The organism is Schinkia acidoalkalinis, from assembly GCF_054301215.1.
The window spans coordinates 2,220,270-2,234,547 of record NZ_CP182573.1 but is presented as its reverse complement, the minus strand read 5'-3'; the positions used below and the strand labels follow the sequence as shown (position 1 = coordinate 2,234,547).

The following is a 14,278-nucleotide window of genomic DNA, read 5'->3' as shown; positions in this document are numbered from 1 at the left end:
TACAATCCAAGTCTCTAAGCGGATAAACATGAATATAGTCTCACTTCCCCGAAGTACCCAGATGTTTATTCGTGTCCGCTTAGAGACTTGCTAGAAACAACCCAATTGCAGTGTCCAATCACTTTAGGAAGCAATAATCGGCTTGTGGAATATTTTTATATAGATTATAGTTATTTAACTTCTTTTACATGCACTTTTAATGTAGCTGTCACTTCATGATGAAGCTTTACAGGTACATTTGTTACTCCAAGTGATCGAATTGCATCATCTAACTCTAACTTTCGTTTATCAATTTTAATTTTGTGGGCTTTGTTTAACTCATCGGCAATTTGCTTTGAAGTAATGGAACCAAATAAGCGGCCGCCCTCGCCAGACTTTGCGGAAAGCTCAACTGTTAGCTTTTCAAGCTGCTCTTTTAGCACCTTTGCTTCTTGTAATTCTTCAGCAGCTTCACGATCTTGCTTTTTCTTCTGCGCTTCTAATGATTTCATATTTGCGGGTGTTGCTTCAAGGGCAAAATTATTCTTTAAAAGGAAATTATGGGCATATCCATCGGCAACATTCTTGATTTCACCTTTTTTTCCTTTACCTTTTACATCTTGTAAAAAAATGACTTTCATTACTTTTTTCCCCCTTCTAAATATTCATCAATGGCTTCTTTTAATAGTTTTTCAACTTCAACTATTGATTTACCCTCAATTTGGGTTGCTGCATTTGTTAAATGGCCACCGCCATTTAAACTCTCCATAATTAATTGCACATTCACATCACCAAGAGAGCGTGCACTAATACTTATTTTACCATCTTGTCTTTTAGAAATCACAAAAGACGCAACCACATTATTCATTGATAATAATGTATCAGCAGCTTGGGCAATTAATACTTGACCAAACATTTGCTCTGAACCCGCTTTTGCAATCGCAATGCCTTTTTTATAAATTTGTGTATTTTCAATGAGCCTTGAGCGATTAATAAATTGCTCCAAGTCTTCTTTTAAAAACTTTTGAACTAATACGGTATCCGCTCCATGGGAACGTAAGTAAGAGGCAGCATCAAACGTCCGTGACCCGGTACGCAAGGTAAAGCTTTTTGTATCAACGATGATACCAGCGAGCAGTGCGGTTGATTCCAACATATCAATCTTTAACGTTTTCGGTTGATATTCCAAAAGCTCCGTTACAAGCTCTGAAGTTGAGGAAGCATAAGGCTCCATGTACACCATGACAGGGTTTTCAATAAACTCCTCACCACGGCGATGGTGATCAATGACGACCACATTATCCAACTTATTCAATATGCGCTGGTCGATAACCATCGACGGCTTATGAGTATCAACAATGACCAATAAAGTGTGATCTGTCGCAATTTCCAACGCTTCTTCTGGACCAATAAACCTTTGCCACAGTTCATGCTTAACTTTTACCTCAGCCATTAGTTTCTGAACACCGGAATCAATATCGTTTTCATTAATGACAATAAAGCCATCTTTTTCATTTGCCTCCGTAACCTTGAGGATTCCTATCGCCGACCCGATGGCATCCATGTCAGGCGATTTATGGCCCATAATTAATACCTTATCACTCGCTAATACCCATTCACGTAAAGCATGGGAAATAACTCTTGCTCTGACCCGTGTGCGCTTTTCCACTGGATTCGTTTTACCGCCGTAAAACTTGACTTTGCCGCTTAGGCTCTTAATAGCAACCTGATCCCCGCCTCTGCCTAGTGCCAACTCCAGACTCGATTGCGCCAGTGCTCCAAGCTCTGGTAGAATCGACGATCCAGTTCCCACCCCTACACTTAGTGTTAACGAAATTTGTTTCGATGTTAGTTCACGGACTTCATCCAATACATCAAATTTTGTCTTTTCCAATTCATTTAAAATTCGCTGGTTAAAAACAGCAACAAAGCGGTCTGATGATGTTCTTTTCAAGAAGATGCCATGCCTGCTGGCCCAGTTGTTTAAAATAGAGATCACTTTGCTGTTAATCGTGCTCTTTGTCTGGTCATCCATACCTTGGGTAATATCATCATAATTATCCAAATAAACGATGCCGAGCGCCGTTTTTTCTTCCTCATACAATCTTTCAATTTTCGACTGTTCTGTTATATCAAAGAAATATAACAGCTTTTCTTCGCGGATAATATGAATTCTAAATTTCCGATCCTGTAGCGTTAGTGTTTCAATATCACCTTCGCCTTTTAATACCGTCATTATTCCTTCAGAAACGGTATTTAAATGACGGCCTATTAATGTTTCCACTTTGAGAACAGATGCCAAATAAGAATTTGACCATTCAATTTGGTGCTCATCATTAAATAAAACGATGCCAATCGGCATTTGCAGCAGCGCCTCTTCGCCTACTTTTTTGACGCGATGGGATAAAGTCGAAATATAATTCTCCATCTCTTCATATAAACGAAGCTCATATCTAAGCAAATAATAAACGATTATTCCCATGATGAGGAAAACAACAATTCCGATTATCCATTGATAATAAGCAATTACAGCCATCATGATAATCGATAATATTAGGAAGAGGATAAACGGAATACTTCGCCATCGTTTTTTAATAGAATTCGGCATATCTTCATCTCCACATCATTGTGGGTCCTTCATGCGCTTTCGCAAATCAAACCCTAAATCAATTATACCTAAGATTCTTATTATATACAGTAGAAAAGGCATAATCAAAGATACAACTACTATGATAATCGGAACCGTGATTGATTTTCCTTTTCTATAAAATTGGAAAAAGATAAAGGAAAATCCTTGAATCGCAATAATAATTTCAAGAACAATAAACAGATTTAGAATCATTATAAAAGAAATTGTACCTTCTTCTACTAAACCCATCATAAAAATAATGGTGACAATCAAATAATACCAAAGGATGCTTTTTGGGAATGACCACTGTCTAAGTGGCGGAAATGGTGTACTATTATATGTATATCTTTTTAAAATTTGATTTGCAAATAGCTGTGCGATAAAGGTCAAGAACACACTTGTAATGACCATTGCACTCGGTACAATATAAGAAATCATTCCGATGGATTGGTATATCAACTCAAATTGCTTTGTTGGCTCACCAAGCTGTGTCATCATTTTTTCAGCCACTTCTAACGACTGATACATCGTGTTCTTTGTATCTTCGATAAAATTAATATGAAAGAATACATTTGTGATAATGAACAGTAGCACAAAGTTTGCTAAAAAGCTGAGACTCCCACTAATTAAAACTTCAAAAGCACTCTTCCTTAATGAATATATATATCCCATGACAAGCCCTGTTGTTCCAAAAATGAACGTAATCGGAAGCGAGGCAGTGGAGCCAATCATATATGTAATGAGTAAGGACACAACGAGTGTTAGCAGTCCCCTTTTAAATGTGTGGCGTGCAGCATAAAAAATGAAAGGAACCGGAAGAATGAAAATAAACAAGATCCCTATCACTGGTAAAAATAAAACCGCTAGTAAAAAAAGGCAATATAACGCTATTACTACTGCCCCTTCAGTTATTGAACGAATTAAATTCACAGCTTCACCTCTTACAACCCTTTTATGTTCCATTTTAGGCATTTACCGGTGTGTTTTCAATATAGTAGACTAGTCGCCCATACATAGCTATGAAAAAAAGGCAGCAAGTCAATCTTGCTGCCTTTTTGGTATCAATCATTTACGTATGGTAACAACGCCATTTGACGTGCGCGCTTAATAGCTGTTGTTAATTTACGTTGGTATTTTGAAGATGTTCCAGTTACACGACGAGGTAAAATTTTACCACGCTCTGAAACAAAACGTTTTAATAAGTCAACATCTTTATAGTCGATGTGTGTAATTCCGTTTGCTGTGAAATAGCACACTTTACGACGCTTAGTGCGACCTTTACGAGCTCCACCCATTGCCATCTTAAATTCCCTCCTTTGTGTTTATTTTTCATCTGTCCAGCTTCAGCTCCCAGCGACTCGAAAAACTTCCCCCATCTCCCTACGATAAGTCAACATCGGCTCTCTACGCTCGCCGTGTTTCCTTTATCTCAGTCGATGTGCTCCAGTTTTTTCGTCGCTAAGCGGTCGCCTCCGCTTTTCTATTAAAACGGTAAATCATCGTCTGATATGTCAATTGGTAAACCATCATCCTTAAATGGGTCATCATCGACAGTTGTAAAATTATCATTTGGACGTTGATTCTGATTTGGACGATATCCGTTGCCACCGGATGGTTTTTGACCTCCATATCCCGGCCCAGGTCCAAAATTGCCACCGCCAGAGCCGCCTTGCCCACCAAATCCAAATGGGTCTGCTTGTCCGCCACCTTGGCTGGCACCTTTCGGCTCCAAAAACTGCACACTATCAGCCACAACCTCTGTTACATAAACACGGCGACCATCTTGTCCCTCATAATTGCGAGTTTGCAAGCGGCCATCGACCCCTGCCAAGCTTCCCTTTTTTAAGAAGTTTGCTACATTTTCAGCTGCACGACGCCATACTACGCAGTTGATAAAATCTGCTTCACGATCGCCTTGCTGATTTGAAAATGTACGATTAACAGCGAGTGTAAATTGGGCAACAGCTACTCCATTTGGAGTATAACGCAATTCTGGGTCTTTCGTTAACCTACCAACGAGTACCACGCGATTCAGCATCAGAAACACTCCTTAATGAAAATTGAAATCTAATACAATTGATTACTCTTCTTCACGTACTGCGATGTGACGAATGATGTCTTCGCTGATTTTCGCTAAGCGGTCAAATTCGTTGATTGCTTCTGGTTTTGCCACAACGTTTAGAAGCTGGTAATAACCTTCACGGAAATCATTGATTTCGTAAGCTAAACGACGCTTACCCATGTCAGTTGCTTTCGCGATTTCTGTACCTTCATTAGTTAAGATACCATTGAAACGGTCGATTACAGCCTTCTTTGTTTCATCATCAACGTTTGGACGAATAATGTACATAATTTCATATTTACGCATATCTTTCACCTCCTCTTGGACTAACGGCTCCCTTTTTCTAAAAGGAGCAAGGAGCAATATTCAAAAATAATTACTCACGAGTCAAAATTATACCATGATTTATCCTCTTACGCAAGTGCATAAAAATGGGGCCCCAGGTTGACTGCATTTCTGCAGCACGAATCCTGAGTGCCCCTCTCTCCTTGCACAACAAGGCTTATACGTTAAATCTAAAATGCATGACATCCCCGTCTTGGACTACATACTCTTTTCCTTCAAGACGTACTTTACCAGCCTCGCGAGCTGCAGTCATATTACCACAAGCAAGTAAATCCTCATAAGAAACTGTCTCGGCACGAATGAAGCCACGTTCAAAGTCAGTATGAATAATACCTGCGCACTGCGGTGCCTTCATACCCTTTTTAAATGTCCATGCCCTTACCTCTTGTTCTCCGGCAGTAAAATAAGTTGCCAAGCCAAGTAATGAATAAGCAGCCTTAATCAATTGATCCAAACCTGATTCTTTAATACCTAGCTCTTCTAAGAACATCTGCTTCTCTTCGCCTTCAAGCTCAGCAATTTCAGATTCAATCTTGGCACAAATAACGATAACCTCAGCATGATCTGCTTCGGCAAATTCACGTACTTTGTTCACATATTCATTCCCTGATGTATCTGCTACTTCATCTTCACCAACATTAGCAACATAAAGCATTGGCTTGATTGTTAATAAATGAAGATGTTTGACAATCTTTAGTTGTTCTTCAGTAAATTCAATCGTGCGGGCCATTTTCCCCTCTTCAAAGGCCTCTTTAAGCATCACAAGAATCTCGTGTTCGGCTGCTGCATCCTTGTCTTTTTGCTTTGCAAGCTTGCCGACACGGTCAATACGCTTGTCCACTGTTTCTAAATCAGCCAATATTAATTCTAAATTAATTGTTTCAATATCAGAGATTGGATCGACCTTACCCGCTACATGGGTAATTTCATCATCTGCGAAACAACGAACAACTTGACAAATGGCATCCACCTGGCGGATATGTGATAAAAACTTATTTCCCAACCCTTCACCTTTGCTGGCACCCTTTACAATTCCGGCTATGTCAGTAAATTCAAATGCTGTTGGCACTGTTTTTTTCGGCTTTACTAATTCTGTTAATTTATTTAAACGCTCATCTGGTACTTCAACAATCCCGACATTGGGATCAATTGTACAGAAAGGGTAGTTTGCTGATTCAGCACCTGCCTGTGTAATCGCGTTAAAAAGCGTTGATTTCCCAACATTCGGAAGACCAACGATTCCGGCTGTTAAACCCATTTACTTCACTCCTTAATTAACAATCGTTCTAACTATTCTTAACAATTATAGAAACAGTTCCTGAAAAGCGCAAGCGTTAATGGAAATCAGTATATTGACACAAGAAAAGACTGACCCAACTACTGGGACAGCCTCTGCAATTCTCCCAAACTACTCTTCATGCTTAACAAGAACCTTTTTAAGCTTTCTTATGAACTCTTTACGGGGTATTAATACACTATGGTTGCAACCTTCACATTTAATGCGAATATCCATTCCAAGGCGAATAATCTTCCAACGATTCGTTCCACAAGGATGCTGCTTTTTCATTTCGACAATATCATTTAGTTCAAATTCCTTTTCAACCATTTTGCACACCCCTCCATTTATTCACCATTACTTAAGTTCAATTTTACAATATCTTTTTCATTTATTTAAACAATTTTTAGCTACCATTTGTAGCGGTTTGCAATTGGATATAATAAAAGTGCTGCCAACATATATAAATTTAAGAGTCCATATATTGGATAAAGGACGGCAACTAATGTTGAAAAACCAAACGATGTCAATGGCACCATCACTACTAAAATTAAAAGTGCTAAAACCCATAAAGGCAGCAGCGTTTTTTGTCTAAGCCTCGTTACCAATCCAAAGACTCCGGATGCAGCCGTTGTATAAATGGCACCCCACAATACTAAAGACATACATATTAGCATGATTTGATGATAATTTTTCAGTACAGCAAATAAAGGGATCTCATAAAGGATGATATCAGAAGCTATTTGATTTAATACTTCATTATATACATAGGTAATTGCCCCTAAAACTAAACCACTTCCTACACTTGCAATCCAAATTTCTCCCTTATGTTTCATTTCCTTGCCAATGGCCGCCAAAACAGCGACTAATGGCAAAATATTTAATGCAGTAAAGGTAAAAGCTGAAGGCCAATTTGATTGCTCAGACAAGTTGACGATAATCGGTTGACCATATTGAACGATAAATAAGGAAAGAGCAATAAGTAGGCCAATGACTAATAGCGGGGTAATCACGGCATTCATTGAAACCATGCCTTTCACATCCCATAAAAATAATAATACTAAAAAAACAACAGTAATTGTAATACCCAGCCAATATGGCAAATAAAATACTTCTAATGCTGCCCCACTGCCTGCTAACATGACAATGGTTACTGAAAATAAATATAACATAATCATAAGGTCATAAAAGTGAGCCAACCTTTTTCCCAGCAAATCCTCCAATACCGGCAAATAGTGAACTGTCTTCTTTTCAAAACTAATTTTTAGAATAATATAGCAACTAATTGTAAACAATACGGTAAATAAAAAAATGGCAAGTCCACTTTCATCACCAAAAAACTGCCATATTTCTCTACCTGAAGCATAACCGGCTCCAATCATAGTACCCATAATTAGAAACATCCATTTAAGGCCTGCACTCCACATCCTATTCATCCCCTTCTTAAATAAATAATTTTCCAACATATGTATAGGAACTTAATTAATTCCGTATACTGTTACTACTATTAACGAGGAGTGAATCCTATGAATCTAAAACCAAAGTTTTTTGAAAAAAAAGAGGCCTCCTCCTACCGCATCTCTTATGAAGAACCAACTGCATCTTTCTATATTGGAGAACATTTAGTAAAGCTTTTACCACAGCATTTCATCCAACCTATTGTCATTGCCTGCATCGGAACAGACCGGTCAACCGGAGATGCACTTGGACCCTTGATTGGGTCAATTCTTCACGAGAAAAGGCCATCCCACTTCCATGTATACGGGACACTTGAGGATCCTATTCATGCTGTTAATCTTGAAGAACAATTAGAGTTTATTCACCATAAGCATCTCCGCCCCTATATTATTGGAATCGATGCCTGTCTTGGAAGGTTAAAAAGTGTTGGGGATGTAACGTTAAATGCGGGCGCCTTAAAGCCCGGAGCTGGTGTAAACAAGCAGCTGCCACCGGTTGGAGAAGTTCATCTAACGGGAATTGTTAATGTAAGTGGATTTATGGAGTTTTTTGTTCTGCAAAATACGAGGCTAAATCTTGTAATGAAAATGGCACAAACAATAGCAAGCGGCATAATGGAAGCTGATCATTTATTAACTGTTAAAAGAAATGAAATGATAGCTGAAAAAAGAGGCTGACTAGGTCAGCCTCCAAAGTTATCTTTAATTAATTCGCGATAAAATACTGCCCAGTAACAAGCAGTGCTACTACTAGGATGGCCGGCAGCATATTGGCAACGCGGATTCGCGTTATTTCCAACATATTTAAACCAATCGCCAAAATCATAATTCCCCCGGCTGAAGTCATTTCAACAATAAATGCATCCATAATTTGATCTGGGATCCATTTATCAATTTGTGTTGCAAATAAAGCAATGGTTCCCTGGTAGATCATAACTGGAAAGGCTGAGAACAAGACCCCAACACCTAAAGTTGTTGCTAACACTATACTTGTAAAACCATCCAATAATGATTTTGTGTATAAAACTTGATGGTCACCCCTTAAACCACTATCCAAGGCACCAAGAATCGCCATGGCACCAACTGCAAATATTAAGGTTGCCGTTACAAATCCTTTGGCAATGCCACCCTCTTCGGAAGCACCCATCCTTCTTTCAATCCAGAGGCCCAGCCGATTTAGCTTCCCATCCAAATCTAGTAATTCACCAATAATACTACCAAATAACAAGCTTAAAATGACAATTAAAAATTGTTCACTTTTAAGTCCCATCTGTATTCCTAGAATCACAACAGCAAGACCGATTGACTGCAGAACCAACGTTTTCACTTTATCCGGTATACGACGCAATACCTTGCCGAGGAATGTACCGGCAATAATGGCTACCCCGTTTACGATTGTTCCCAATAAGACCATGTTCTCTTCTCTCCCTAAACTAAGTATCCTGCTCTAATCTCTGCTATAGCTTGGACGAATTTTTCAACCTCATCTACTGTATTAAAAATACCAAAGCTAGCCCGCACTGCACCGCCTGCTTCAATGGTTTCCAATGTTTGGTGTGCTAGGGGCGTACAGTGAAGTCCGGCTCTAACAGCAACATGATAATGCTGATCCAATATCATGGCTACTTCCTGGCTATCCACCCCATCAATATTAAATGAAAGGACAGCAAGCCGTTTTGTATTTTCTGCAGGTCCATATACGGTGACACCTTCAATTTGTTTTAGACCCTTGAGGCAAGCTTCTGTAAGGATCTGTTCATGTTTAAAAATTTCCTCAAGCCCTGTTTCTTTTACATATAAAACACCGGCCAATAATCCCGCTATTCCCGGTGTATTCAACGTACCACTTTCCAGCCTTTCCGGGAGTTCCTCAGGTTGCTCAACCCGTTCCGAAAAATGCCCTGTTCCACCGGTCATGAGCGGCTTTAATTCAATACCTTTATTGATCAACAGGGCGCCCGTCCCCTGCGGACCCATCAATCCTTTATGGCCTGCAAAGGCTAATAAGTCAATATTCATTTTTTCCATATGAATCGGCAAAATACCCGCTGTTTGGGAAGCATCAACCATAAAGAGCAGCTGATGTTTCTTGCAAATTTGTCCTAATTTCTCTATTGGGATGATTGCCCCTGTTAGATTAGAGCCATGTGTCGCAACGATTAATTTAGTTGTTGTTGTTATTGCATTCTCTAATTCTGCTATATTAATTTCGCCATTAACATCAGGCTGAATATATGTAATCTCAATCCCTATCTCTTTTTTCAATCGCTCAAGCGGCCTTCGCACAGAATTATGTTCATAGGCAGTTGTAATCACATGGTCTCCCGGTTGCCAAGAAAGCCCTTGAATGCCTTGATTCAATGCACCAGTTGCATTTTGTGTGAAAATAACATGTCTAGGGTCAGCTAATCCAAAAAACTGTGCCAGCTGCACCCGTGCTTCAAAAATTTTATTTCCCGCTTCATTTGCTAATGTATGGCTTCCCCTGCCCGGATTAGCTCCATATTTCGTAAGTGCTTCTACCACTGCATCAGTAACCTCTTTTGGCTTTGGAAATGATGATGCAGCTTGATCAAAATAAATCATGACTGGCCCCCCTATAGGAAAACTGTAGATAAAGCTAGTTTTAGCTTTGTTATGCATATTTAAAGATTCCATTAACCAATTATTGTTCCCAATTGTGATTGGACAATCCATTAGTAAGTGCATTGCAAGTTTTTATGCGGACACGAAAAAACATCTGGGTATTTCGGGGAAGTGAGACTATTTTCGTGTTTGTCCGCATAAAAACTTGGAACCCATCTAACCATTAAACTCTTTCGTTGTCCAATCAAGATTGTTCACAATAATTGGTTAATAGAATTTATACTAATCTGGATAAAAAATAAAACCACCGTAGCGATGGCTTATCTAACATTATATTACTATCTTTTTTTTACGCAAAATGTATTATTCATCCTCAAGCATTTCTAAAATACGGTTTAGGTCATCTACAGAATAAAACTCAATTTCGATTTTACCCTTGTTCTTATTTTGCTTTATAGCAACAGCTGTTCCAAAACGGTCACGAAGGCGCGACTCCTGCTGTGTAATAAAAATATCCTTTGGCTTTTCTTTCTTTTTTGTTTCACGTGTAACATTTTCATTCAACCGCTGTACAAGTTGCTCCAATTGACGGACATTTAAATTTTCTTTTTTTATTTTTTCTACAAGAGGCATCATGTGATCCTTATTTTTGAGCCCTAACAGTGTTCGGCCATGCCCCATTGTTAACTCACCATTGGAAATAAGCGTTTTGATTGCCTCCGGCAAGGCCAACAAGCGGATATGGTTTGCTATATGTGGACGGCTTTTTCCTAAACGGTTGGCCAGTTCCTCTTGGGTTAACTTTAATTGTTCAATTAATGTCTGATATGCCAATCCTTCTTCAACTGGATTTAAATCCTCCCGCTGTAAATTCTCAATCAAAGCGAGCTCCATCATTTGCTGTTCAGTGTACTCTTTTACAATAACTGGAATTGTATCAAATCCTGCTTCCTTAGCAGCGCGATAGCGTCTTTCTCCAACTACAATGTCGTAACCCTTAATACTTTTTCTCACGACAATCGGCTGTAGGATGCCATGTGTTTCAATTGATTCCTTCAATTCTTTAATCGAATCCGGATCAAAGTTTTTTCGGGGCTGATATGGATTAGGGCGGCATTCTTTTATTTTTACCTTTTGAACTTTATCCGTTGGATCAATGATATCGTCGACTTTTTCTAAACCTGGTAATAACGCATTAATACCTTTCCCCAAGCCTTTTCCTAATCCTTTAGCCATTAGCAATCACTTCCTTTGCAAAGTCTAAGTATACCTCTGCCCCTCTTGACTTAGGGTCATAAATAATAATCGGTTTTCCATGGCTAGGTGCTTCACTTAACCTAATATTTCTTGGAATAATAGCTTGATAAACTCTGTCTTGGAAGTATTTTTTTACCTCGTCTATTACTTGTAGACCAAGGTTTGTTCTGGCATCAAGCATCGTTAAAAGGACCCCATCAATTTTTAATGATTGGTTTAAATGCTTTTGAACGAGTCTTACTGTATTTAGCAATTGACTGAGACCTTCCAACGCATAGTACTCACATTGCACCGGTATAATGACGGAATCAGCAGCAGTCAAAGCATTTAAAGTAAGTAATCCAAGAGATGGAGGACAATCTATAATGATATATTCATACTCATCTTGAAGCGATTCAAGCGCCCTTTTTAGACGCACTTCTCGGGAAATAGTTGGTACTAACTCTATTTCTGCACCTGCCAACTGAATCGTTGAAGGCAATACAAATAAATTTTCTACATCTGTAGGTAGGACAACTGATTTAGCTTCTTCATCATCAACTAATACATTATAAATGCACTGTTCAACATCAGCCTTTTCTACTCCCACACCACTTGTTGCATTTCCTTGTGGATCTATATCAACTAGTAAAACCCTTTTTCCCAAATATGCAAGACATGCACTCAAGTTTACTGAAGTTGTCGTTTTGCCAACTCCACCCTTTTGGTTTGCAATCGCAATAATTTTTCCCATGCTGTCACCTACTTTCCTTTCTTATACTATCCTATTTATGAAATATTCCGATAGTATAAAGAGGTTTGTCCTATTAAAAATATAATTAGAACAAATACTTTACTATTTTATCATGAATTGTGGTTAATTTCGTTTCAAAAATAAAAAACCCATCTACTTTTTTGTGATGGATTTAAAACGCATAAAAAATCATTTATTTTTTTGGTATTTTTATCGTAAATTGAACATAATCCTCATATTCTTCTTCTTGACTATCTATTTTCATACCAGTGCTGGCAACCATATTTAAAGATTGGCGAATCGTATTCATTGCAATTCTGGTATCTTTACTAAATGCCTTTCTTTTTGGCTTTGGCTTTGGCTTTTGCACTTTACTTTCAAGAAGATTCACAACACGGTCTTCTGTTTGTTTCACATTTAAATGCTTTTCAATAATCTCTTCCAATAGCTTTTCTTGTAATTCTGGTTCTTTAAGAGGAATCAACGCTCTAGCGTGTCTTTCCGTTATTTGCTTTTGTAAGAGCGCTTCTTGAATAGCATCAGGTAGCTTTAATAGTCGTAGTTTATTGGCAATCGTAGATTGGCCCTTCCCTAATCGTTGTGCTAATGCCTCTTGCGTTAAATTATGTAATTCTAATAACCTTGCATAAGCAATGGCTTCTTCGAGCGGAGATAACTCTTCACGCTGTAGATTTTCAATTAATGCAACTGAGGCTGTCTCTGTATCATTAAAATCCTTAATAATTGCCGGAATGGTATCCCAACCAAGCTTTGTAACAGCCCGCCACCTTCTTTCACCGGCAATAATCTCAAATTTACCATTTTCGTATTCACGTACTACAATGGGTTGAATAATCCCATGGGTGTGAATGGTCTGCATCAGTTCATTAATTTTCTCATCGACAAAAACAGTTCGTGGCTGAAAACGATTAGGAACAATATCCTTAATCGGAATACGTTTTACTTCTTCGTTTTCTGACACAATTTCTTCCTTTACTTCGTTATTCGTCTCAACCGTCTTTTCCCCTATACCAAAAAAGCGCGAAAAAGGGTGTTTCATTTTTCATACACCGCCTTTTGAATACTACAAAAAAAAACAATACAATTCGACATAATACTTTTATTCTCTATGGAAATAAAAATTCCTGCAATAGCTAATTTTAAAATTTACGTTTCACGTGAAACATGAGAGCATTTGCTGCTCTCTACTCAATTGGGCTTTTGTTCGGAGTCCCTGGTTTTCTCGGATACTTTTTAGGCGTCTTGTGCTCTTTTTTGATAATGACAATATTGCGTTCACTTTTTTCAATCGGCAACTGGAAATTATGAACACTTTCAACTTTGCCACCTAGTGTGCTTATAGCCCTTTTCCCAATTTCCAATTCCTCTAAAAGATTCGCACCTTTCATTCCGATAAAATATCCGCCCACTTTTACCAATGGCATGCATAATTCGCTTAATACAGACATTCTTGCAACTGCCCTAGCCGTAACAATATCATATGACTCTCTTATTTCTGGTCTTTGGCCGAATGTTTCAGCACGATCATGATAAAAGTTGACTTGGTCAAGCTGCAAAGATGATGCTAATTCATTTAAAAATGTGATTCGTTTTTGCAATGAATCAACAATTGAAATATTTAAATGAGGAAAGCATATTTTCAAAGGAATACTAGGAAAACCTGCACCTGCCCCTACATCACACAAGGTAAAGTCCTTTGAAAAGTCAAAGTAAAAAGCCGCCGTAATCGAATCATAGAAATGCTTTAAATAAACTTCCTGCTGATCGGTAATGGCCGTTAAATTCATCTTTTCATTCCACTCAACGAGCATATGGAAATATATGTCAAATTGTTCCAATTGTCTAGAAGAAAGGGAAATCCCCTTCTCTTCCAGACTATTCTTAAATGATTGTATATCCATTATTAATCCCCTTTAGAAGGTGAAAGTTTTAC

At 38.4% G+C, this 14,278-nt stretch carries 16 protein-coding genes; 1 reads left to right on the top strand and 15 read right to left on the bottom strand.

Going from position 1 to position 14,278, the window contains the following annotated elements:
• Window positions 1–170 precede the first annotated feature (170 nt).
• The 9 genes from rplI to ACNQFZ_RS11635 form a co-directional block, all read right to left on the bottom strand.
• Window positions 171–620, bottom strand: coding sequence for a 50S ribosomal protein L9 (gene rplI, locus ACNQFZ_RS11675; RefSeq protein WP_458411520.1), 450 nt, complete (start codon window positions 618–620; stop codon window positions 171–173).
• Complete coding sequence (locus ACNQFZ_RS11670; protein ID WP_458411519.1) at window positions 620–2,587, bottom strand: DHH family phosphoesterase; 1,968 nt, start codon at window positions 2,585–2,587, stop codon at window positions 620–622. The genes rplI and ACNQFZ_RS11670 overlap by 1 nt, the downstream gene beginning before the upstream one ends.
• A 15-nt stretch (window positions 2,588–2,602) precedes the next feature.
• Window positions 2,603–3,538, bottom strand: a complete 936-nt coding sequence (locus ACNQFZ_RS11665; RefSeq protein ID WP_458411518.1) for a YybS family protein — start codon at window positions 3,536–3,538, stop codon at window positions 2,603–2,605.
• A gap of 131 nt (window positions 3,539–3,669) precedes the next feature.
• On the bottom strand, window positions 3,670–3,903 hold the full coding sequence (gene rpsR / locus ACNQFZ_RS11660) for a 30S ribosomal protein S18 (RefSeq protein ID WP_003329747.1): 234 nt from the start codon (window positions 3,901–3,903) through the stop codon (window positions 3,670–3,672).
• Between the two features lie 188 nt (window positions 3,904–4,091).
• On the bottom strand, window positions 4,092–4,646 hold the full coding sequence (gene ssb, locus ACNQFZ_RS11655) for a single-stranded DNA-binding protein (protein ID WP_458411517.1): 555 nt from the start codon (window positions 4,644–4,646) through the stop codon (window positions 4,092–4,094).
• A 42-nt stretch (window positions 4,647–4,688) separates the two neighbouring features.
• Complete coding sequence (gene rpsF / locus ACNQFZ_RS11650; protein ID WP_458411516.1) at window positions 4,689–4,976, bottom strand: 30S ribosomal protein S6; 288 nt, start codon at window positions 4,974–4,976, stop codon at window positions 4,689–4,691.
• A gap of 196 nt (window positions 4,977–5,172) precedes the next feature.
• Window positions 5,173–6,273 (bottom strand): redox-regulated ATPase YchF, encoded by a 1,101-nt coding sequence (gene ychF, locus ACNQFZ_RS11645; RefSeq protein ID WP_458411515.1) that lies wholly within the window; start codon window positions 6,271–6,273, stop codon window positions 5,173–5,175.
• 150 nt (window positions 6,274–6,423) lie between these two features.
• Window positions 6,424–6,621 (bottom strand): DUF951 domain-containing protein, encoded by a 198-nt coding sequence (locus ACNQFZ_RS11640; protein WP_458411514.1) that lies wholly within the window; start codon window positions 6,619–6,621, stop codon window positions 6,424–6,426.
• A gap of 80 nt (window positions 6,622–6,701) precedes the next feature.
• A complete protein-coding gene (locus ACNQFZ_RS11635; protein WP_458411513.1) occupies window positions 6,702–7,718 on the bottom strand; it encodes a YkvI family membrane protein in 1,017 nt (338 codons plus the stop codon).
• 99 nt (window positions 7,719–7,817) lie between these two features.
• Between ACNQFZ_RS11635 and yyaC the strand changes: the two genes are divergently transcribed.
• Window positions 7,818–8,426 carry a spore protease YyaC gene (yyaC, locus tag ACNQFZ_RS11630; RefSeq protein ID WP_458411512.1) on the top strand — a complete coding sequence of 203 codons (609 nt, stop codon included), beginning with the start codon at window positions 7,818–7,820 and terminating at the stop codon, window positions 8,424–8,426.
• A gap of 28 nt (window positions 8,427–8,454) precedes the next feature.
• Here the strand turns inward: yyaC and ACNQFZ_RS11625 are convergent, their stop codons facing one another.
• The 6 genes from ACNQFZ_RS11625 to rsmG all read right to left on the bottom strand — a co-directional run bounded on the left by ACNQFZ_RS11625 (window position 8,455) and on the right by rsmG (window position 14,246).
• Entirely contained in the window at window positions 8,455–9,162 is a 708-nt protein-coding gene (locus ACNQFZ_RS11625) for a DUF554 domain-containing protein (protein ID WP_458411511.1), read from the bottom strand.
• Window positions 9,163–9,176: 14 nt separating this feature from the next.
• Window positions 9,177–10,334, bottom strand: coding sequence for an aminotransferase class V-fold PLP-dependent enzyme (locus ACNQFZ_RS11620; protein WP_458411510.1), 1,158 nt, complete (start codon window positions 10,332–10,334; stop codon window positions 9,177–9,179).
• Between the two features lie 363 nt (window positions 10,335–10,697).
• Window positions 10,698–11,570: a ParB/RepB/Spo0J family partition protein gene (locus ACNQFZ_RS11615; RefSeq protein WP_458411509.1), complete on the bottom strand. Its 873-nt coding sequence runs from the start codon at window positions 11,568–11,570 to the stop codon at window positions 10,698–10,700.
• Entirely contained in the window at window positions 11,563–12,324 is a 762-nt protein-coding gene (locus ACNQFZ_RS11610; protein WP_458411508.1) for a ParA family protein, read from the bottom strand. Before ACNQFZ_RS11610 ends, ACNQFZ_RS11615 begins: the two co-directional genes overlap by 8 nt.
• Before the next feature lie 193 nt (window positions 12,325–12,517).
• Window positions 12,518–13,384: a nucleoid occlusion protein gene (gene noc / locus ACNQFZ_RS11605; RefSeq protein WP_458411507.1), complete on the bottom strand. Its 867-nt coding sequence runs from the start codon at window positions 13,382–13,384 to the stop codon at window positions 12,518–12,520.
• A 145-nt stretch (window positions 13,385–13,529) separates the two neighbouring features.
• A complete protein-coding gene (gene rsmG, locus ACNQFZ_RS11600; protein ID WP_458411506.1) occupies window positions 13,530–14,246 on the bottom strand; it encodes a 16S rRNA (guanine(527)-N(7))-methyltransferase RsmG in 717 nt (238 codons plus the stop codon).
• Between the last annotated feature and the right edge of the window lie 32 nt (window positions 14,247–14,278).

Bases quoted from the DNA above. Each gene is read 5' to 3' on its own strand.
- rpsR (WP_003329747.1), bottom strand. From the start codon at position 3,903: ATGGGTGGAGCTCGTAAAGGTCGCACTAAGCGTCGTAAAGTGTGCTAT.
- rplI (WP_458411520.1), bottom strand. From the start codon at position 620: ATGAAAGTCATTTTTTTACAAGATGTAAAAGGTAAAGGAAAAAAAGGT.
- ACNQFZ_RS11625 (WP_458411511.1), bottom strand. From the start codon at position 9,162: ATGGTCTTATTGGGAACAATCGTAAACGGGGTAGCCATTATTGCCGGT.
- ychF (WP_458411515.1), bottom strand. From the start codon at position 6,273: ATGGGTTTAACAGCCGGAATCGTTGGTCTTCCGAATGTTGGGAAATCA.
- noc (WP_458411507.1), bottom strand. From the start codon at position 13,384: ATGAAACACCCTTTTTCGCGCTTTTTTGGTATAGGGGAAAAGACGGTT.
- ACNQFZ_RS11640 (WP_458411514.1), bottom strand. From the start codon at position 6,621: ATGGTTGAAAAGGAATTTGAACTAAATGATATTGTCGAAATGAAAAAG.
- ssb (WP_458411517.1), bottom strand. From the start codon at position 4,646: ATGCTGAATCGCGTGGTACTCGTTGGTAGGTTAACGAAAGACCCAGAA.
- ACNQFZ_RS11620 (WP_458411510.1), bottom strand. From the start codon at position 10,334: ATGATTTATTTTGATCAAGCTGCATCATCATTTCCAAAGCCAAAAGAG.
- yyaC (WP_458411512.1), top strand. From the start codon at position 7,818: ATGAATCTAAAACCAAAGTTTTTTGAAAAAAAAGAGGCCTCCTCCTAC.
- ACNQFZ_RS11615 (WP_458411509.1), bottom strand. From the start codon at position 11,570: ATGGCTAAAGGATTAGGAAAAGGCTTGGGGAAAGGTATTAATGCGTTA.
- rsmG (WP_458411506.1), bottom strand. From the start codon at position 14,246: ATGGATATACAATCATTTAAGAATAGTCTGGAAGAGAAGGGGATTTCC.
- ACNQFZ_RS11670 (WP_458411519.1), bottom strand. From the start codon at position 2,587: ATGCCGAATTCTATTAAAAAACGATGGCGAAGTATTCCGTTTATCCTC.
- rpsF (WP_458411516.1), bottom strand. From the start codon at position 4,976: ATGCGTAAATATGAAATTATGTACATTATTCGTCCAAACGTTGATGAT.
- ACNQFZ_RS11635 (WP_458411513.1), bottom strand. From the start codon at position 7,718: ATGTGGAGTGCAGGCCTTAAATGGATGTTTCTAATTATGGGTACTATG.
- ACNQFZ_RS11610 (WP_458411508.1), bottom strand. From the start codon at position 12,324: ATGGGAAAAATTATTGCGATTGCAAACCAAAAGGGTGGAGTTGGCAAA.